Source organism: Bacteroidota bacterium, assembly GCA_016706255.1.
In the GTDB taxonomy this organism is placed as follows: Bacteria; Bacteroidota; Bacteroidia; order Chitinophagales; family BACL12; genus UBA7236.
This window is the reverse complement of sequence record JADJJZ010000029.1, coordinates 332,110-351,139: the sequence shown is the minus strand read 5'-3', so window position 1 is coordinate 351,139 and position 19,030 is coordinate 332,110. Positions and strand designations below refer to the sequence as shown.

At 37.3% G+C, this 19,030-nt stretch carries 16 protein-coding genes, 1 pseudogene and 1 riboswitch; of the genes and pseudogenes, 10 read left to right on the top strand and 7 right to left on the bottom strand.

Going from position 1 to position 19,030, the window contains the following annotated elements; genetic code table 11:
• Window positions 1-772 precede the first annotated feature (772 nt).
• The 3 genes from IPI65_19460 to IPI65_19450 all read left to right on the top strand — a co-directional run bounded on the left by IPI65_19460 (window position 773) and on the right by IPI65_19450 (window position 4,448).
• On the top strand, window positions 773-1,525 hold the full coding sequence (locus IPI65_19460) for a DUF4476 domain-containing protein (GenBank protein MBK7443606.1): 753 nt from the start codon (window positions 773-775) through the stop codon (window positions 1,523-1,525).
• Between the two features lie 101 nt (window positions 1,526-1,626).
• Window positions 1,627-3,879, top strand: a complete 2,253-nt coding sequence (locus IPI65_19455; GenBank protein ID MBK7443605.1) for a right-handed parallel beta-helix repeat-containing protein — start codon at window positions 1,627-1,629, stop codon at window positions 3,877-3,879.
• Window positions 3,880-3,947: 68 nt separating this feature from the next.
• The gene (locus tag IPI65_19450) at window positions 3,948-4,448 is read left to right on the top strand and encodes a hypothetical protein (GenBank protein MBK7443604.1); all 501 of its coding nucleotides are present in this window, start codon (window positions 3,948-3,950) and stop codon (window positions 4,446-4,448) included.
• Between the two features lies 1 nt (window position 4,449).
• On the opposite strand, the gene IPI65_19445 is transcribed toward IPI65_19450, so the two are convergent.
• Window positions 4,450-4,737, bottom strand: a complete 288-nt coding sequence (locus IPI65_19445; GenBank protein MBK7443603.1) for a hypothetical protein — start codon at window positions 4,735-4,737, stop codon at window positions 4,450-4,452.
• Window positions 4,738-4,857: 120 nt separating this feature from the next.
• Window positions 4,858-5,445, bottom strand: a complete 588-nt coding sequence (locus IPI65_19440) for a hypothetical protein (protein ID MBK7443602.1) — start codon at window positions 5,443-5,445, stop codon at window positions 4,858-4,860.
• Between the two features lie 218 nt (window positions 5,446-5,663).
• Between IPI65_19440 and IPI65_19435 the strand changes: the two genes are divergently transcribed.
• From IPI65_19435 to IPI65_19415, 5 genes are all read left to right on the top strand, one after another.
• The gene (locus IPI65_19435; GenBank protein MBK7443601.1) at window positions 5,664-6,206 is read left to right on the top strand and encodes a hypothetical protein; all 543 of its coding nucleotides are present in this window, start codon (window positions 5,664-5,666) and stop codon (window positions 6,204-6,206) included.
• 175 nt (window positions 6,207-6,381) lie between these two features.
• Window positions 6,382-6,592: riboswitch (cobalamin riboswitch) on the top strand.
• 91 nt (window positions 6,593-6,683) lie between these two features.
• Window positions 6,684-7,970 (top strand): T9SS type A sorting domain-containing protein, encoded by a 1,287-nt coding sequence (locus tag IPI65_19430; GenBank protein ID MBK7443600.1) that lies wholly within the window; start codon window positions 6,684-6,686, stop codon window positions 7,968-7,970.
• A gap of 51 nt (window positions 7,971-8,021) precedes the next feature.
• Complete coding sequence (locus IPI65_19425; protein ID MBK7443599.1) at window positions 8,022-9,155, top strand: ABC transporter substrate-binding protein; 1,134 nt, start codon at window positions 8,022-8,024, stop codon at window positions 9,153-9,155.
• Window positions 9,152-10,177 carry an iron ABC transporter permease gene (locus tag IPI65_19420; GenBank protein ID MBK7443598.1) on the top strand — a complete coding sequence of 342 codons (1,026 nt, stop codon included), beginning with the start codon at window positions 9,152-9,154 and terminating at the stop codon, window positions 10,175-10,177. Before IPI65_19425 ends, IPI65_19420 begins: the two co-directional genes overlap by 4 nt.
• A complete protein-coding gene (locus IPI65_19415; protein MBK7443597.1) occupies window positions 10,177-10,956 on the top strand; it encodes an ABC transporter ATP-binding protein in 780 nt (259 codons plus the stop codon). Before IPI65_19420 ends, IPI65_19415 begins: the two co-directional genes overlap by 1 nt.
• Window positions 10,957-11,201: 245 nt before the next feature.
• On the opposite strand, the gene IPI65_19410 is transcribed toward IPI65_19415, so the two are convergent.
• The 4 genes from IPI65_19410 to IPI65_19395 all read right to left on the bottom strand — a co-directional run bounded on the left by IPI65_19410 (window position 11,202) and on the right by IPI65_19395 (window position 14,834).
• Entirely contained in the window at window positions 11,202-11,792 is a 591-nt protein-coding gene (locus IPI65_19410) for a methyltransferase domain-containing protein (protein ID MBK7443596.1), read from the bottom strand.
• A gap of 32 nt (window positions 11,793-11,824) precedes the next feature.
• Window positions 11,825-12,382, bottom strand: a complete 558-nt coding sequence (gene msrB, locus IPI65_19405) for a peptide-methionine (R)-S-oxide reductase MsrB (protein MBK7443595.1) — start codon at window positions 12,380-12,382, stop codon at window positions 11,825-11,827.
• Window positions 12,383-12,493: 111 nt separating this feature from the next.
• On the bottom strand, window positions 12,494-14,122 hold the full coding sequence (locus IPI65_19400) for an ATP-binding cassette domain-containing protein (GenBank protein MBK7443594.1): 1,629 nt from the start codon (window positions 14,120-14,122) through the stop codon (window positions 12,494-12,496).
• 73 nt (window positions 14,123-14,195) lie between these two features.
• Window positions 14,196-14,834 carry an SCO family protein gene (locus IPI65_19395; protein ID MBK7443593.1) on the bottom strand — a complete coding sequence of 213 codons (639 nt, stop codon included), beginning with the start codon at window positions 14,832-14,834 and terminating at the stop codon, window positions 14,196-14,198.
• Window positions 14,835-15,007: 173 nt separating this feature from the next.
• Between IPI65_19395 and IPI65_19390 the strand changes: the two are divergent.
• Window positions 15,008-16,458: pseudogene (locus IPI65_19390) on the top strand (dicarboxylate/amino acid:cation symporter).
• 809 nt (window positions 16,459-17,267) lie between these two features.
• Window positions 17,268-18,548, top strand: coding sequence for a TCR/Tet family MFS transporter (locus IPI65_19385; protein MBK7443592.1), 1,281 nt, complete (start codon window positions 17,268-17,270; stop codon window positions 18,546-18,548).
• On the opposite strand, the gene IPI65_19380 is transcribed toward IPI65_19385, so the two are convergent.
• Window positions 18,502-18,948 (bottom strand): hypothetical protein, encoded by a 447-nt coding sequence (locus IPI65_19380; protein ID MBK7443591.1) that lies wholly within the window; start codon window positions 18,946-18,948, stop codon window positions 18,502-18,504. The genes IPI65_19385 and IPI65_19380 overlap by 47 nt on opposite strands.
• Window positions 18,949-19,030: the final 82 nt, after the last annotated feature.

Below are 19,030 nucleotides of genomic sequence, written 5' to 3'. Positions count from 1 at the left end.
CGATATCATTTTTTCATTTGGGTGCTACACCCAAATGTAGACAGTCTCTGGAGGGGATTTGGGTGCTACAACCAAATGTAGACAGTCCCTGGAGGGGGATTTTGGTGCTATAACCAAATGTAGACAATGCAAGGAGTTATTTTAATTGTAGGATTGGAATTTATTCTATCGATATCATTTTTTCATTTGGGTGCCTCACCCAAATGCGGACTGAGCTTGCTTTATACTTTTTCTAATTATTGGAATTTATGCTATCGATAACAATTTTTCATTTGGGTGCTACACCCAAATGTAGACAGTCTCTGGAGGGATTTGGGTGCTACAACCAATTGTAGACAGTCCCTGGAGGGGGGATTTGGGTGCAACAAACAAATGCAGACAGTCCAAGGGCAATTGAGTGCTACTCCCAAATGTAGACAGTCTAAGTCAAACATTTTCAAAGTATTAATAGTATTTATTTTAATAAATAACATTTATTTGTTTGCGCGACAACATGCACATTAAATACATAACCATTTAATTCGCTGTTTAATCGTAAATAAAATTTGATAGAAACGAATACGTAAAATCTAGCCCGGGCAGAAACGAAAACCCCGCATCCCGCCCAAATACATTAAACCGATGGCGGGAGCGGAGTTGCAGTGGATGACCGGTTGGGAGTGTGCTGGTGTGTATAAAAGGTGTTGCTCCAAAACATTGTTTTAGAATTTCCTTTTTATAAGATTTTGACTTTGGCACGAAAATGGAATCTCTGGTATAAAAAGGAGGATATATGAAAAATGGTTTACTAAAAACAATGTTTGTGCTGTTATTGCAAATGCAAAATGTTTTTGCAGCACCACCGCATTATCAAAATGTTTATCCTAATTACGGCAATTCAACTTTTGAAATTAAATCGCAAGGCGCTAATTATATAACGGTGTCGATTGATGGCGATTTTTTTAATGAACCGGTTAAAAAATTTGCTGTAAGTAATATGTCTCCGGGAAATCACTTTGTTGAAATTTATACTGACCGCATGCAACACAGCGGTTATTATACAACTACTCAAAAGGTGCGTATTTACAGTGGTTATGTATATATTAAACCCGCCTCGTTAGTGCATGGTGTTATTGATAATTTCGGTAGATTTTTTATAAAATCGGTTCAGGATATTGCAATATATGATAACCAATATTATGAACCTTATTATCCCGATTATCAGCAATATAATCAGCCGGTGACTCCTGTGTGTGCAGTTACTACTGCCATGCCGCAGCCGGTTTTTGATCAGCTGTTGCAAACATTAAAAAATCAGTGGTTTGATGATACCAGATTAAATGTTGCGAAACAGGCAATGGCGAATAATTGGTTTACTGCTGAGCAGGTTGCGCGATTAATGCGGGAATTTAGTTTCGAATCATCAAAATTGGAATTAGCGAAATATGCCTACGCGCATGTAGTCGATAAACCAAATTATTTTGTTGTTTACGATGAGTTTTGGTTTAGCAGCAGCGTTGATGAACTGATAAATTATATTCATTAACTGTTAGGAATAACAACCAGTATGAAAAGAGTCCACCTCACAAGGGTGGATTTTTTTTTGATTCAACTGAATTGCCTCTTGCTTTTTATTATTTTTAGGGCATGAAACGTTTTTTTACCATCGCCTTAATGTTTGTGGCTTTACAAAATTTTGCTGCTACCTATTATGTGTCCCCAACCGGAAATAACGCTGCAGCAGGCACTTCAACCGCAACAGCATGGAAAACTATCCAATTTGCCATAAACATGGCTAACGATGGCGATGTAATTAATGTGATGGCCGGAACCTATACCGGTAAAATTACCTGGAACGACGGGGGAGCGGCAGGTATTTATATTACGCTGCAAAATTATAATGATGATATCGTGATTTTAGACGGTGCTACAATTGGCAACAGTCAGGCTTTGATGTATATCGAAAATAAAGATTACATTAAAATAGACGGATTAAAATTTACAAATCACAATGGTAATTATCAACCAATAATTAATTTATATGGCAATAATAATCATATCGAAATTTCAAACTGCGAATTTTATAATACTGACTGCAACGAGAGTTACGCAATTTTATGTGAGGGCAGGGGAGATGATATTAAAATTTTAAACAACAATATGCATGACCTTATTGGCGATAATGCTGTTGGTGTTTTGTTTGTCGGCTCGAACACAACCACTGCATTTACGAATATATTAATCAGTGGAAATACCTTAACCAATTTAGACCCGGCACCAAGTGAGGGGATTGCAGTAAATGGTAATGTTGATGGTTTTGAAATAAGTAACAATGTTTTAAATGATATAAATAATATCGGCATCGTTATGATTGGAGGTGAAGATTGGGTGAACACGAATGATGCTGTGAATTTTGCACGCAACGGTGTATGTAAAAATAATAGTGTAACGGCTGCTAAATCGATATACGGCGGCGGGTTTGCGGGTGGTGTTTATGTGGATGGTGGTAAAGATATTATCGTAGAAAATAATACCATAACCGGCAGCGATGTAGGGCTTGAAATTGGTTGCGAAAATGCGGGATTTATTGCTGAAAATATTACTGTTAGAAATAATATCATCTACAAAAATGAAAAAGCAGGTTTGGGTTTTGGCGGATATGATTTTCCGGCAACAGGTCAGGTGCAGAACTGTACATTTACAGGAAATACTGTTTTTGATAATGATATATTAAATACCGGCTTCGGACAATTGTGGATTCAGTATGCATTAAATTGTGTGGTTGAAAATAATATTTTTTATACTTCTACCAATGCCTGGATGGTGAACGCTGAAACTGTTAATTCAGGATACAATAATATTCTAAATTACAACGATTATTATTACCCGTCCGGATTAAATAATGCAAAATTCTTTTTTGATTTTGATTATATTGTTGGTTATGATAATTATAAAATTGCAACGGGACAAGATATTAATTCGATTACATCAAACCCTATGTTGACCGATATTGTTGCTCCTGTGTATGATTTTCACTTATTAAATGGTTCACCATGTGTAAATACAGGTAACCCTACTTATGATGATTTAGGTATTGACATAACTGATGTGGATATGGATGCCACAACACGTGTTTCAGGTTCAGGCATTGATATGGGAGCAGATGAATTTTTAACCTTGCCATTGAGTTGGTTGGTGAACAGCACAAATGTTACCTGCTATGGCAGTTGTAACGGTGTTTTATCGTTTACCGGAAATAATGGTTGTGTGCCATATACGTTTGACTATAAAAATCCCGGTGGTGGTTCATGGATTCCATATACCATGCCTGTTGCAGGCGTTTGTGCCGGCACTTATAAAATAAGAATTACCGATGCATGCGGTTCGGTCGTAATGGGTAATGTGGTAATATCGCAGGATCCGGTTTTAAATATTTCCGTTTCCAGCATCACAAACGAAACGGTTGCAGGAGCTGCAAATGGGAAAATTACCGTGAATGCTACGGGTGGATTCGGTTCGAAAATGTATTCGAAAAATGGTGGTATAACGTGGCAAACAGCGAAAAAATTTAACGGACTGAGTGCAGGAACGTATACAATATTAGTTAAAGATGCACATGATTGTATAGATGAAGTTGTTGCTGTTGTTGGTGTTGGCGGAAGAGCAGGGGAATTGGAAGAATTTACTTTATTGCCAAATCCTGCAGATGATCAAGTGACTATATATTTATCTGAATCCGCTATCGGTAATAATTTGCGTTGTTATAATGCGGTTGGTGAACTGTTGTTTACACAATCAATTTCGGATGTGACAATGCAGTTGCCGATAGAAAATTTAGCTGCCGGATTATATTTTATTGCCGTTGATGGTTACGCTGTTCAACAGTTTGTTAAAAACTGACAGGTATGCCTAAATGGTGATATGCATAATAATTCCTAATTTTGACCGTTATCCATAAAATTGTGTTTGTGAAAAAATTGCCCTTATTGCTTATTGGTTTGTTTTGTTTTTCTGCAGTAATATTTGCTGAAAATGTTGATATAAATGGTAATCAGCCATCGGGACTGCTTGCTGATACTACTGTTGTGCAACAAGGAAATGATTTTTATGTAGAAAGTAATGTTGAAGAAACGCAATTACCGGAATTAAGCGTATTACCTATAAAAGATGAAAAAGACAGCACCGAAGTGGAGCCTAAACTGGAGCCTTTGGTATTGTCGGGTTCGGGTGCAGTTGCTGCAGGTGTTGGGGTAGGCGTAGCTGCCATATTTGGTGCGCCGATATTGTTTGTTGTTGCCGCTTTGTTGCTTGGATTAGGTGCATTTTTAACCGCTAAAGGTTGGAAAAAAATAAAGACTGACCCGAAAAAATTTAAGGGAGAAAAAATTGCCATCGCCAATTATCTCATAATTGGTTTGGTAGGAATTGCGGCTTCGTTTTATTTGTTATACTGGTTGTTTATGATTTAATTTACCGCTCAATTTGTTCGCGTGTAACAGCAATAAATTTTCTTAAATTTTTAAAATAGCGACCGCGGTTTTTTTCGGATATACCACTAATTAAATTCGATTTACTTAATATACTTTTCAGCCATGCTTCCGTTTGTTGCGCATAACGTTCGCTGTTTGTTGCGAGTATGCTGAACGTCATGTGACTTACATAAGTTGTTATTTTATCGTCGGCTTTTGTTAATACGGTATTGTTTCCTAATAACACATCGGTTTGATACAAATTAAATTCGGCATATTGTTGTTTCATTTTATCGCCCGGTTTTAATTTGCAGCTCAATGTGGCCATATCTTCAGCGTGGTCCACCAATTCATCTAATGCTGCAAGTATTTCAAGCGCATCATCTTTTTTCTTAAAATATTCTGAATCTCAATAATATTCAATTTGTTTTAAGGTGGTCATCATAATATCTTCCGGCCATATTTCATCGCTCGGAATTACCATATAAGTTTCATGAATCTTTTTTGCGAGTGCTAAAAATTCACGGTCAATATCGTTGATGTCATAATACGGTTTAAATCCTTCAACACCATCAATTACATGCATCCAAAAATGCATTTTAAAAGCAGCGAGTTTTTCGAATGCAAAATGCTGAAACAAGGGAGCATCAATAGCTGCATAAATTATCCTGCGGTCGTCGTGGTTTAATAATGCATCCGACGAATTAAAGACCATTTGCAGATGCTTATAAAACGTTTCCTTTTTACCATCCGGTGGTAAATATTTGAAATTAACTAAACCCGGAATTTCATCGGTGAAGTAGGCAATCGGAATTTTATAATGATTACATAATTTAATTGCCTCATCAACACTCATGGCTGTTTCTCCGCGAATACGTCGGTAAGCGCTGTCCTGACTAACTTCCAGAATTTCTGTTAACTGGTCTGCAAGAGAAATATGTGCAGGTAACATGAGTTTTAACCGCTGAATAAAATCCAACTGATAGGGATTTTCCATTGCTGTGGTGTTTTTAATACGGTGCAATTTGCAAAAAATACTTGAAATGGGCAATGATTTATCTTTTTTTTGCAAAAATTGCAACTTTTCACATGGTTGTTCCGCATGTATTATTAATCAGTAATAATAATTATTGCTGTGTTATTATTTCATAATTCCCGCTTGTAATGGCATCTATGTTTGCGCAACAATTTAATTAGTTAACTAAACTACAAACTATGCGTTACTTACTTACATTAATGTTCTGCTATTCCCTGATTTCCAATTGTGCATTGCAGGCACAAAGTGTTTTAGAAGATGAAATTTCAAAACCAATTAATTTAACCGGTCCGCGATTAGGATTAACGTATTTAGGCAATGTATATACCAATGCCATAAATAATGATCCCACCTTCGACCGCATGTATGGTAAAGACAGAATTTTGTATCCATTTATCACACAATTCGGCTGGCAATTTGAAACACGCTTTTTTACTTTGCCGAATGGTTCATGTGGTATTATTGAATTTGTTCCGTTGCTGGGTGGTTTAGACCAGAATGTGGTTATTCCCAGTTTAACAGTAATGATTGGTGCACGCCTAAGTAATGGAATTGAATTTGGAATGGGACCGAATGTTAACCTGACCGGTTCGTCTGTTTCGGTGGTTGCCGGTTATACATTTGAACGAATGGGAATTAATTTTCCAGTGAACATTGCCATAACACCAACGCCTGAAGGTGTAAGAGGCTCATTACTGCTTGGCTTTAATAAACATGAGTGAACCCCTTAAAAATGTAAGGGCGCCGCACCCCTGGGGCGCAGCGCCTTTTCTTACTTGAACGTCTCTGCGACAAGACAAAGCAAAAACGCAACTGCCACATCCTTTAGTATTGGATGTGGCATTTTTGTGTATAAAATATTTAAACAAAACGTACATCCTTAATTACCGAGCCGTATTTTTACATTGCATTACTGGTTGATAGACCTGATTTTTCAGGTTTGTCCTAAGAGGGAATCCGGTGAAAATCCGGGGCAGTCCCCACTGCTGTAATTCCGCAACCTGTTGGTAAACTTTTGATATTTCTTTGCCACTGTCCGCTCGTTGGATGGGAAGGTAAATCAAAAGGTGGAAGAGCCAGAAGACCTGCCCGTACTGCACTATCAAAAACTTTTGGGGCAAAAGTTTGATGTAACCGGTATTCGTACTGTTTCCATTTATTTGTATGCCTCCTTATTTATTAACCATTTAAATCATTTAATGATGAGGAAGATTACTTTTACTTTTTTAGCAGTGATTATTGCTGCAAATGTGTTCGCACAAGCGTATGTAGACCGCGTGCTCATACTCAATGAAGGTTATTTTGATTATGTAACCAATGAAATTATTACACCTGTTAGCATCGGCGCTTATGATCCGGCAACAGAAATTTACACTGTGTTGGATGAAATTGAAAATGCACGTTTTGCATCCGATATTAAAATGGATGATGCATTTTATTATGTTGCTGCTGATAAATTTTTAAATAAATATGCAACAACTTCAGATGAATTAATTGCATCTGTTGAAATTCCCGGTATTCGCAAAATTGCTGTTAACGATGATTATATTGTTGTTACACGCGGTGAATATCTGGTAACATTACCATCTTACATTCAAATTTATGATAAATCGACACTGGAATTAGTGCATGCATTCGACAATGTTGAAATGCCTTATACTACTGAAGGTGTGGTTATTAAAGATAATAAAGCTTATGTTGCCGTTAACAACGGATTTATTTTTGGCAGTGAAGTTGGTAAAATTGCAGTTATTGATTTAAATACTGCTACTATCGAAAATACAATTGAATTAGGTGCAGATGGTATTAATCCGGATAATATTATGATAGATGGTGATAATATTTACACCCTCAACAATAAAGATTTTACAGGAAGTTCTGTATCTACTTACAAAATTGCAAGTGCAGATTTAACTACCACCAACCTGATTAATATTTCTGCCGGATGTGGCACCTCTGCTGTGTTTGGTGGCACAATTTATTATCAGGAAATGTTTGGTACTACATTGAGCAAATTTGATCCGACTGCTGCAACCATTATTGGTGAAGATGAATTTGGTGCAAGTTTTTACGGACTGGCGTTTGATGAACTGAACAACTACATTTATACTTCTACAACCGATTATTTCAGCTATGGTGCTGTAACTATTTATGATTTATCCGGTAACATTATTAAAACATTTGATGTAAGTGTTTCTCCGGGCAATTTCGCTTTTGATGTGCGCCTTGAAAGTGGTATTGAAGATGTAAATCCGAATGCTATTGTAATGTATCCCAATCCTGCAACCGAAACAATTAGTTTGAATAACAGTATTTCGGCTGAAGCAATATTAATTTATGATATGACAGGTAATGTGGTTGAAACCATTCAACAACCTGCCGTTGGAAATATGGATATTAACATCGCCAACTTGCCTTCAGGTAATTATTTTGTAAAAGCGATTTCAGGCAACCTGACTTATACAGGATATTTTTCTAAATTATAATTTTACTAAGGATGTTGTTAGCCAACAGTAGCAACATCCTTATTTTTTTTTATGCGTAATCTATTTTACATCAGCATAATAGCACTATTGTTTATTTCGTGTAAGCAAAAGCAATCTGTTGTGGGGCAAGATGATCATGGTGTGGTAATACCTGTATTATATGCTAAAGGATTTACTATTACGCAATATAAAGGTTACAAAGAGATACTTGTCCGCAATCCATTGGACACCACCAAAATTATGCAGCGTTATCGTTTGGTGGATGATACACAATATAATAGTAATGATGCTTCGGTTATGAATATTACGGTTCCTATTCATGATCTGGCAAGTCTTTCAACTACGCATCTTGGATTTATTGAGGCATTAAATGTAAGTGATAAACTTATTGCATTTAGTGGGACAAAATACATTTATAGTACCGTAATTATTGCATTGGTTGAATCCGGCAAAATAAAAGAAGTTGGTATTGAAGGTGGTTTAGATATGGAATTGCTCGTGCAATTGCAACCGGATATCGTAATGAGTTATCAGACCGGAGATGAAAGTTATGACCACTTCGAAAAAATGAAAAGTATGCAATTAAAGCCTGTCGTAAATAATGAATATCTTGAGCTCACACCACTTGGTCAGGCGGAATGGATAAAATTTATTGCTGTGTTTTTTAATTTGGAAGATAAAGCTGCAGGTATATTTGACAGCATTGCCAATAATTACAATCAGATTAAACAACAAGCGGCTCAGGTTACTACGCAGCCAACAGTATTTACCGGATTAGCATACAAAAATGAATGGACTGTTCCGGGTGGAAAAAGTTTTGCTGCAAATTATTTACATGATGCCGGAGCAAAATATATCTGGAGCACCGATGAAAAAACAGGCAATTTTGCATTGTCGTTTGAAGAGATTTTTTCTGCTGCACAAAAAGCGGATTACTGGTTAAATGTCAGTTCTACATTGAGCCTTTCACAAATTACCGAATTGGATATCCGCAATGCATACTTCGACCCATTTAAAAATAAAAAAGTTTACAATAATTACGCTCGTGTTAATGCTATGGGTGGAAATGATTATTGGGAAAGTGCAATTGTTTATCCCGATCGTGTATTAACCGACCTGGTTAAAATATTTCATCCTGAATTAAATTTGGGAACAGATTATTACTACTATATTCATTTACAATGAGCAACTATCGACACGGTTTGTTGTTTTTAGTGTTAAGCATTTTGATGCTGCTCCTATTTATTGCAGATATTTTTATTGGTTCAGTTGCCATTTCCATTACAGATATTTTTAAAGTATTGTTTGGCAATCTCCCCAAAGATGCACCTGAATCCATCATCATTTTACAATCGCGATTACCTAAAGCTTTAACTGCAGTTGTGGCAGGATGTGCATTACCGGTTGCAGGATTGTTTATGCAAACATTTTTTCGTAACCCTGTCGCAGGGCCAGATATACTCGGTGTTTCAGCGGGTTCGAGTTTATTTGTCGCCATGGTGATGTTAACCGTAGGTTCTTGGTTTTCGATGGATGTTGTTAATAGCTTCGGAATTATTATTGCTGCAATTGTAGGTGCATTAGTAGTATTAATAATAATATTGGCAGTTGCAACAAGAATAAGAGATAGTATCACCTTACTCATTTTCGGTTTAATGTTCGGGATGGCAATAAGTGCCATGGTTGGTGTATTACAATATTATAGCAGTCAGGGTGCATTAAAATTATTTGTAATGTGGACCTTCGGCAGTTTAGGTGGCGTAACCTGGTCGCAATTGTATATGCTTTCAGCAATTGTATTTGTCGGTATGTGTATTGCATTTACACAAGCTAAATCATTAAATATTTTATTATTGGGAGAAGATTATGCGCGTTCGCTTGGTGTAAATATTAAACGTACACAATTTATTATCATTCTCACCACAGGAATATTAACCGGTGCAATTACCGCATTTTGCGGACCAATTGCATTTATTGGTATTGCAGTGCCACATCTTGCCAGAATGGTGTTTAAAGTGAATAATCATTTTGTAATTATTCCGGCGAGCATTTTGTTAGGGATTAGTATTTTATTGGTGTGTGATATTATTGCACAAACGCCGGGAAATTCCGGTGTGTTGCCATTAAATTCGGTGACAGCATTTATGGGGGCACCATTTATCATTTATATCATTTGGAAAAATCAGCATATTAAACGCGCATTTTGATGGCAGATACAACAATGATATCGACAAAGGGTTTAGCAGTAGGTTATGCAAATAAAATTATTTTGCAAGATATCAATTTGACTGTACCGCAAGGTTCCGTGCTTGCTGTTTTGGGATTAAATGGTTCGGGTAAATCAACATTTTTACGAAGTGTTGCAGGGTTGCAAAAAAGCTTAAAGGGTGGAATATTTTTAGATGAAAAATTGATTCAACATTATTCTGAATTTGAACGGGCAAAGAAAATGAGTCTGGTTTTGCCCGGAAGGGGAGATATGGTGCAGGGGATGTTTGTGCATGAATTATTTTCAGCTACACGTGCTGCATTTAATTCAGGGTTCGGGAAATTAAGTGGTGCAGATATTCATATCATTGAAAAAATAATTGCGGATTTAAAAATTGAACGATTGGTGCAAAAGCGTTTGTATCAGTTAAGTGATGGAGAAGCACAAATGGTGTTTATTGCACGCGCATTAATTCAGGATACGCCTGTTATCTTGCTGGATGAACCGACTTCGTTTTTAGATGTAGTGCACAAGGTGGAAATTTTTTCGTTGCTCGCGGCATTGCGCAAGGCGGGAAAAACGGTGGTGTTTACTTCGCATGAAATTGATATTGCGTTGCAGGTTGCGGATTATTGTTTGATGATTGGCAAAAACGGACAACATGTTTTTGGCACGCAGGGGGATGTGGTTGCAAGGGGAGTGGTGGAGGAATTGTTTCAGATAGATGGTGTGCGTTTCGATAGAAATAGTTTGCGGATGGAAATCGATATCCGGTAGATTGGGTTGCTCGCGGGATGGGGTGTTTTGTTTTTCTCGCAAAGCGCGCAAAGGGCAAAGGGCGCTAAGGGGATGATGTGGGTTGGGTTTGCTGGGTTGATGGTTTGTTTTCTCGGTAAGCACGCTAAGTGAAATGTAAATTTTTTGAGTGTGGTGATGTATGGGTGTGGTACTTTGTGTTCCTTAGAGGCCTTTGGTTCTTCGTGGTACCGGCTGTTTTTGAAAATGTTATTGAAACGAAAGCTTTATTTACATTTCACTTCGTAAACGGCTTGCTTAATGATGAAGAGTACATATCTGTAGTGAACAGAAACTAATTCCATTTGCATTGATTGGAATGTGGCTTTCCATTGTTTATCATTTTTATTGGTGTGCGGACAAGGGGAGTAGAAGAGGTTGGCTAATGAATCGAGCCAATAGGTTAGATATTGTTGCACTTTATTTGTATAAATATCTTCCATAATAATTAATCGATCGCATACACGCGCAGCCTCTTTAATAACTGCTTCCGGATTATCGATATGATGTAAAACCGTAAGAATTATTCCGGCTTCAAAATGTTTGTCCGGAAATGGAATTGTTTTACCATCATATACAATTGGTTTTACTGAAGGATGATATTGACCCTCATGAATATCTACACAAGTAATGGTGAATCCCTTTTCTTTTAATAAATGTGCAGCCAAACCATTACCGGAACCTAAATCGAGAATTTTGGTATCCTTTTTTAATAAAGGAATTAGGGGCCTGATTTTTTTTCCTACAAACGGTCGACCGATTGCATTAAAATACATTTTCCGGAAAAGCGGAACTTTCTGAATGATATATAAAATCAAATCCTGTCGCTTGGGTTAAAGTGACAGCAAAGTTATCTTTTTTTGAAAATTAATGAAGCCGAATTAATACAATAACGTAAACCAGTAGGCTGATCAATGGCATCATCAAATACATGGCCTAAATGTGAACCGCAACGGGCACAATGCACTTCTTTACGTTCGTAACCAATTTCATGGTCAACATCGAATGCAACATTTTTTGCCTGAATCGGGTCGTAGAAACTTGGCCAGCCGGTGCCTGAATCAAATTTGTGTTTTGAATCAAATAATGGCATCCCGCAACCAACACAAAAATAAGTGCCTTCTTCATGATTATCGTGGTAAGCATTATTAAAAGCTCTTTCAGTACCTGCCTGACGCGCAACATAATATTGCATCGTGGTTAATTGTTTTTTCCACTCGGCATCTGTTTTTTCAACCTTTACGCCATCCCATACATAATCGGGCGACTCTAGTGTGATATTTACAGTAGTTGTGTCTGAGGCTGCAGCAGTATTTTCTGAGTGTTTATTTTCAGTGGTTTTTGCATCTCCGCAACTAAAAATTGCAGGAATGAGCAATATCGATAAAACGGTAATTTGCTTTTTCATTTGTAGTAATAAGTGGTTGTTTAACATATAAACGAATTTATTGTTACGTTAGATTTATAAACAAACCTTACCTGAAAAAGTTTGTGTAAAAGGTTAAGGGTTAGTTAATACTTACACCAACTGCTCAGCCGGATACATTTGTGCCTGTAATTCACGCACTTTTTCATCGGTAATATATTCATCGTACGACATTAATTTATCGATCACACCATTAGGTGTAATTTCAATAATTCTGTTCGCAACGGTTTGCATAAACTGATGATCATGTGAAGTGAAAATTACGAAGCCTTTAAAGTCCTGCAGGGCATTGTTAAACGCTGTAATACTCTCCATGTCGAGGTGGTTGGTAGGCTCATCTAAAATCAGCGCATTGCCGCCTAATAACATACCACGTGAAATCATACAACGTACTTTTTCACCTCCTGATAATACTTTACAGCTTTTTAATGATTCTTCGCCACTGAATAACATGCGGCCTAAAAATCCGCGCACAAACGATTCGTCTTTATCTTTTGAATATTGACGTAACCAGTCTATTAAATTTAAATCGCCGGTGAAGAAGGTATTATTTTCGTTTGGCAGGTAATTATTAGTTACTGTAACACCCCATTTGTAAGTGCCTGTGTCCGGTTCTTTTTCGCCTGCAACTATTTCGAAGAAATTTGTTTTCGCTAACGGGTCGCGACTTACAATTGCAATTTTATCGCCTTTTTCAGCAGTAAATGTAATATTGTGAAAGAGTTTTTTGTCGCCGATTTTTTTCGAAATATTAGTTACCTGCAATACCTGATCACCCAATTCGCGTTCAGGTGTAAAAAATATGCCCGGATATTTTCTGGTTGATGGACGTAACTCCTCAATATTTAATTTTTCGAGTGCTTTTTTACGAGATGTTGCCTGTTTTGCTTTTGAAGCATTTGCACTGAATCGACTAATGAAATCCTGTAATTCTTTACGTTTATCTTCAGTCTTTTTGTTTTTCTGAGCCATCAATTGCAACATCAATTGTGATGACTGATACCAGAATGAATAGTTACCGGTGAAAATGGTAATCTTGCCATAATCAATATCTGCAACGTGTGTACAAACCGCATCTAAAAAGTGCCTGTCGTGGGAAACAACGATAACTGTATTTTGATAATCGGCGAGGAAATTTTCTAACCAACTGATGGTATCAATATCCAAATCGTTGGTAGGCTCATCCATTAATAAAATATCGGGATTGCCATATAATGCCTGAGCAAGTAAAACACGCACTTTTTCCTTACCACTCAGGTTTTCCATGAATTCGTAATGCAAATCTTCTTTTATACCGAGATTACTTAGTAATTCTGCAGCATCACTTTCGGCATTCCAGCCATTCATTTCAGCAAATTCTGCTTCTAATTCACCAACGCGAATACCGTCTTCTTCACTAAAATCTGGTTTCGCATACAACACATCTTTTTCCTGCATGATGGTCCACAATTTTTTGTGCCCCATCATAACTGTATGAATAACTGAATGTTGATCAAATTCAAAGTGATTTTGTTTCAACACCGCCATACGTTCACCGGGTGTGATATCAATTAAACCGGTAGTCGGTTCAATTTCTCCCGAAATGATTTTCATAAACGTAGATTTACCGGCTCCGTTAGCACCGATAATGCCATAACAATTGCCTTTGGTAAACTTGAGATTTACTTCATCAAATAAAATGCGTTTGCCGTAGCGGAGAGAAACATTATTAACAGTAATCATTGCCTAATCGATTTGCGGCTGCAAAGGTAGCTGTTTTTAGGCAGAAAAAAGCATAAAAATGGCGTTTTATCGCTTATTCGGTAAGCAATAAATTGATGTCACGAATCAGCTTGCTAACTTCTGCTGTATCGGTTCCGTCGTAATACCCGCGAATTCTGCCTTCACGGTCAACGAGTGCGAAATTTTCGGTGTGGACAAAGTCGTTAGGCCCGGCATCACCTTCTGAAGCGTCAACCATATAGGAGTAGCGCGCCAGGTCGTAAATTTGTTTTTTATCACCTGTCACAAAATTCCACTTTTTTGTATCAATTTTCCTGTTTTCAGCATATCGTTTCAATACCGAAGGTGTGTCGTGTTCCGGGTCAACGGTATGGGAAAGAATCATCACATCAGGGTTATTCAGGTAAGCTTTGTGCACGCGAATCATACCTTCAGTCATAATTGGGCAAATGCCTAAGCAAGTGGTGAAAAAGAAATCAGCAACATAAATCTTGCCTTTGTATGGTGTTTGGTCCAACATTACACTATCCTGATTCAACAAATTAAAAGAGGATACAAAATGTGGCTGTCCATCGCCCTGTTCCGGTCCGTAATAAGGTAAAACAGGTTCTTTTTTTACTTTGAGTGTAGATTGGTAAACAAATCCAATTGCAACAATCACAATCAGACCCGTTACGATGGTTCCGATTTGAAAAATGTTGAGCTTTTTCATAATGAAAGCAAAGGTATAGGTGCACTTAGCACACTTCAAAGTATTTTAAAGTTTTTTCACAATCATTTTTCAAAAATTAGCTTATTGACTAAGTGTTGGGAATCTTATATCTTAGGGCAAATTTTACAGGCATGAAGAAATCGAACAAGTTAACCGTATTCATAATTGTAGCAATGGTGCTGGGGATAATTGTGGGTGGCATACTCAACAAAAAATCCACCGGAAAAGAATTGTTGTATACGCCACTTGCCGATTCTCTTGGAATGGATGTTATTACTTTAAACTATGGCGATAAAACATATACCCAAAATATTTTTATAGCTAAAGATGAAAAAGAGAAAAAAATAATGGCCGACAGTTTAGGAAAAAATATTCCGATTGCTGTTAAAGGTAAAGCGATGACATTTATTCCATCTGTAATAAATACTTCCGAAAAAAACGATTTGAATTGTGAAATTAGTGGCAGTAAAAAAGGTGTTGTCGAAAAAAATCTCATCAAAAAAATTGCAACAAATATTTCTATCCTCACCACCGTATTTTTATCATTAATAAAAATGATTATTGCACCGCTGGTTTTATCTACATTAATTGTAGGTATTGCAAAAATGGGTGATACAAAAACATTAGGCAGAGTAGGTGGTAAAACGATGTTGTGGTTTATTACTGCAAGTTTAGTTTCACTTGTTTTGGGGATGTTATTGGTGAATGCATTTCAACCGGGCGAACATATGCACTTAACGCTTCCGGCAGAAAATGCGAAGTCGGGTGTTGAAGGAACGGCAATTACTTTGGTATCATTTATTACGCACGTTTTTCCGACCAGTATTTTTAAAGCAATGGCTGAAAATGAAATATTACAAATTGTGGTATTCAGTATATTTTTTGGTGTAGCCTGTGCTGCGATTGGTGAAAAAGCAATGCCTTTAGTTAAAGCACTCGATACCTTATCGCATGTAATGATAAAAATTACGATTTATGTAATGGGATTTGCTCCTTATGCAGTATTTGCTGCAATGTGCGCTGTCATTACTACTAAAGGCTTATCGGTATTGTCGACATACGCGGTATTTATGGGAGAATTTTATATTGGATTATTAATTTTATGGGTCATATTAATCAGCGCGGGATTTGCAGTTTTACGGCAACGTGTTTTTATTTTATTGCGTAGAATTAAGAACCTTTTTTACTTGCATTTAGTACGGCGAGCAGTGAAGCTGCATTCCCGAAATTAATTACTGAACTCGAACGTTTTGGATGTAATAATAAAATTGTAAGTTTTGTTTTGCCATTGGGTTATTCGTTTAATTTAGATGGCAGTATGATGTATATGACATTCGCAAGTATTTTTATTGCACAATGTTATGGTATCGACTTAACCATTACCCAAGAAATTACCATGCTGCTAACATTAATGATTACCTCAAAAGGAATTGCAGCAGTTCCCCGTGCAAGCCTGGTAGTAATTGCCGGAACAATAAGTATGTTTAATATTCCTCAAGCAGGTTTAGTTTTATTACTCGGAATCGATACCTTCCTCGACATGGGCAGAAGTGCAACCAATGTAATTGGTAATGCTATAGCAACAGCTGCGGTTAGTAAGTGGGAAGGGGCTTTGGAAGACTAGCTAATGTGTTAATGTGCTAATGTGCTGATTAACAGCCGAATGATGTACCAATGTGCGGATGTACCAATGTACCAATGAACAGCCGGTTTTGAGCTAGTTTTTCCTTCGGAGCTTACGTAGGGGCTGACCCGTGTGTCTGCCCATTGTGCTGTAACGAATAATGTGATAATTAAACAGCCGAATGATGTGCCAATGTGCGGAATGTGCCCATTAACAGCCGATTTTGAGTGAGTAGTTCAATCGGGCTATGAAGCAACATTTGCTAATTTGCTAATCGACTAATTTGCTAATTACCCACCCAGCTCTGTAGGAGCGACAGATTGGTTTTGTTGATAGGTTGCACTAAATGTCCAGTTGCACCGGATTGCAGTGAAAACCCCCGCCACGGCATTTGAATTTATTTGATTTTGAAATATTGAAACATTTATTGAACAAAATTGGAGTAATTTCAATAGGCGGGCGTTGCAACGTAAAGCCGGTTGGGATTTTGTTGGTGTGAAAAATTGTGACGCCCTAAATTAATGTACCAATGTGCGGATGTACCAATGTACCAATTAAACAGCCGAGGTTCATCGGAACATTAGCTAATTTGCTAATCGCAATGCTAATTAGGAATTAACAGCCGAATTTGAGTGAGTAGGTCAATCGGGCTATGAAGCAACATTTGCTAATTTGCTAATCGACTAATTTGCTAATTAAAATTTAACCTTGCAACATAGGGTGAAAAAGGTTGGGTTCGATTATTTTTACACGTTTTAAATTTTTGCTTTGCCTTTAAGTTGGTGGGGCTGACAGATATTACTCAAAAAATGGCAATTAAAAAATCACAGGCATCGATGACTTTTATATTTATCACTTTGTTGATAGATGTAATTGGGTTTGGAATTATTATTCCGGTTTTACCAAGTTTAATTACTGAATTACATGGTGGTAATATGAGTGATGCTGCGCGTATTGGTGGCTGGTTGTTGTTTGCATTTTCGATTATGCAATTTATTTTTTCTCCGATTCTGGGAAATTTAAGCGACCGTTATGGACGCAGACCAATTTTATTAATTGCCTTGTTCGGATTTGGATGCGATTATTTAATTATGGCACTTGCTCCAACATTAGGATGGTTATTTGTGGGACGTTTACTTGCCGGAATTACCGGTGCCAGCTTTTCAACTGCCGGTGCTTATATTGCCGATGTATCGCCACCGGAAAAACGTGCGCAAAATTTCGGACTTATTGGTGCTGCATTTGGAATGGGTTTTATAATTGGTCCCGCATTAGGCGGATTACTAGGTGAACTTGGTTCACGCGTTCCGTTTTTTGCTGCTGCGGGAATTACATTTTTAAACTGGTTATACGGATTTTTTGTGTTGCCGGAATCATTACCAAAAGAAAAACGTCGTGCCTTTGAATGGAAACGTGCAAATCCTGTTGGCTCATTATTGGCATTAAAAAAATATCCCCTGACTTATGGATTAATTGCTTCATTAGTTTGTATTTATATCGGCTCGCATGCTGTGCAAAGCACGTGGAGTTATTTTACCATGGGCACATTTATGTGGGGCGAAAAAGAAGTTGGCATTTCATTGGCAGTTGTCGGTTTGCTGGTAGGTGCTGTGCAGGGCGGATTAATTCGGTATACCATACCTAAGTTCGGCCAGAAAAAATCACTTTACTATGGACTTGCTTTATATGCTGTTGGAATGATTTTATTTGGTGTCGCTAGTCAGGGTTGGATGATGTATGTATTTTTAATCCCTTATTGTTTGGGAGGGATAGGCATGCCTGCGTTACAGGGCATAATTTCTTCACAGGTGCCAAGTAATGAGCAAGGTGAATTACAGGGAGCAATGACCGGGATTATGAGCCTTACATCCATAATCGGTCCGCCATTAATGACTAATACTTATGCATATTTTACCGATGATAAAACACCGGTTCATTTTGCGGGAGCTGCATTTTTATTGGGCGCAATTTTTATGATTGCAAGTTTGATTTTGGCAAGAAGAACATTAAAACATCAGGAATTAGTTGTGCATCCAATTCCCGTTATTCAAAATACTGATGATAACGGTCCAGATATTCCTGTAGTTTAACATATTGCGCAGTGCAAGTTTCAAGTCCGCCAATTTGCATGGGGACAATCATTTCCTGAATTGGAAATAAATAACTGTGTATCATTTCATGCGCAGGACCCATGTCGACACAATAGTTGATGATATATAAAAAATCAGCCATCAATGAATCGGCAAATGCATGGTAAGCCAATGTATCAGTCGGCTTTTCAAGAATGGTAAATTGCGATAACATTCTGTCGATACCTTCGGTAGTTTCTTTATTTGCAGCCCATTTTTTCCCGTCGTTTAAGTAAAGTGCTGTGCCGCGACATAAAATGTATTTATTTTTTGGCGCCTGGATATAAAAATCGTCCTCAGATTCTGCGCAGGCAGAAAACAAAACAGCGATTAACAGTATCCCAAACCCCCAGTTTTTCATAAATTCCTGATAAAGATACAGCCCTAAGTTATTGGATTTGGTGATTTAACACAGCTTTTAACATTTTTTTACAGTATTCTAC

Bases quoted from the DNA above. Each gene is read 5' to 3' on its own strand.
- IPI65_19460 (MBK7443606.1), top strand. From the start codon at position 773: ATGAAAAATGGTTTACTAAAAACAATGTTTGTGCTGTTATTGCAAATG.
- IPI65_19455 (MBK7443605.1), top strand. From the start codon at position 1,627: ATGAAACGTTTTTTTACCATCGCCTTAATGTTTGTGGCTTTACAAAAT.
- IPI65_19445 (MBK7443603.1), bottom strand. From the start codon at position 4,737: ATGAAACAACAATATGCCGAATTTAATTTGTATCAAACCGATGTGTTA.
- IPI65_19440 (MBK7443602.1), bottom strand. From the start codon at position 5,445: ATGGAAAATCCCTATCAGTTGGATTTTATTCAGCGGTTAAAACTCATG.
- IPI65_19435 (MBK7443601.1), top strand. From the start codon at position 5,664: ATGCGTTACTTACTTACATTAATGTTCTGCTATTCCCTGATTTCCAAT.
- IPI65_19430 (MBK7443600.1), top strand. From the start codon at position 6,684: ATGATGAGGAAGATTACTTTTACTTTTTTAGCAGTGATTATTGCTGCA.
- IPI65_19425 (MBK7443599.1), top strand. From the start codon at position 8,022: ATGCGTAATCTATTTTACATCAGCATAATAGCACTATTGTTTATTTCG.
- IPI65_19420 (MBK7443598.1), top strand. From the start codon at position 9,152: ATGAGCAACTATCGACACGGTTTGTTGTTTTTAGTGTTAAGCATTTTG.
- IPI65_19415 (MBK7443597.1), top strand. From the start codon at position 10,177: ATGGCAGATACAACAATGATATCGACAAAGGGTTTAGCAGTAGGTTAT.
- msrB (MBK7443595.1), bottom strand. From the start codon at position 12,382: ATGAAAAAGCAAATTACCGTTTTATCGATATTGCTCATTCCTGCAATT.
- IPI65_19400 (MBK7443594.1), bottom strand. From the start codon at position 14,122: ATGATTACTGTTAATAATGTTTCTCTCCGCTACGGCAAACGCATTTTA.
- IPI65_19395 (MBK7443593.1), bottom strand. From the start codon at position 14,834: ATGAAAAAGCTCAACATTTTTCAAATCGGAACCATCGTAACGGGTCTG.
- IPI65_19385 (MBK7443592.1), top strand. From the start codon at position 17,268: ATGGCAATTAAAAAATCACAGGCATCGATGACTTTTATATTTATCACT.
- IPI65_19380 (MBK7443591.1), bottom strand. From the start codon at position 18,948: ATGAAAAACTGGGGGTTTGGGATACTGTTAATCGCTGTTTTGTTTTCT.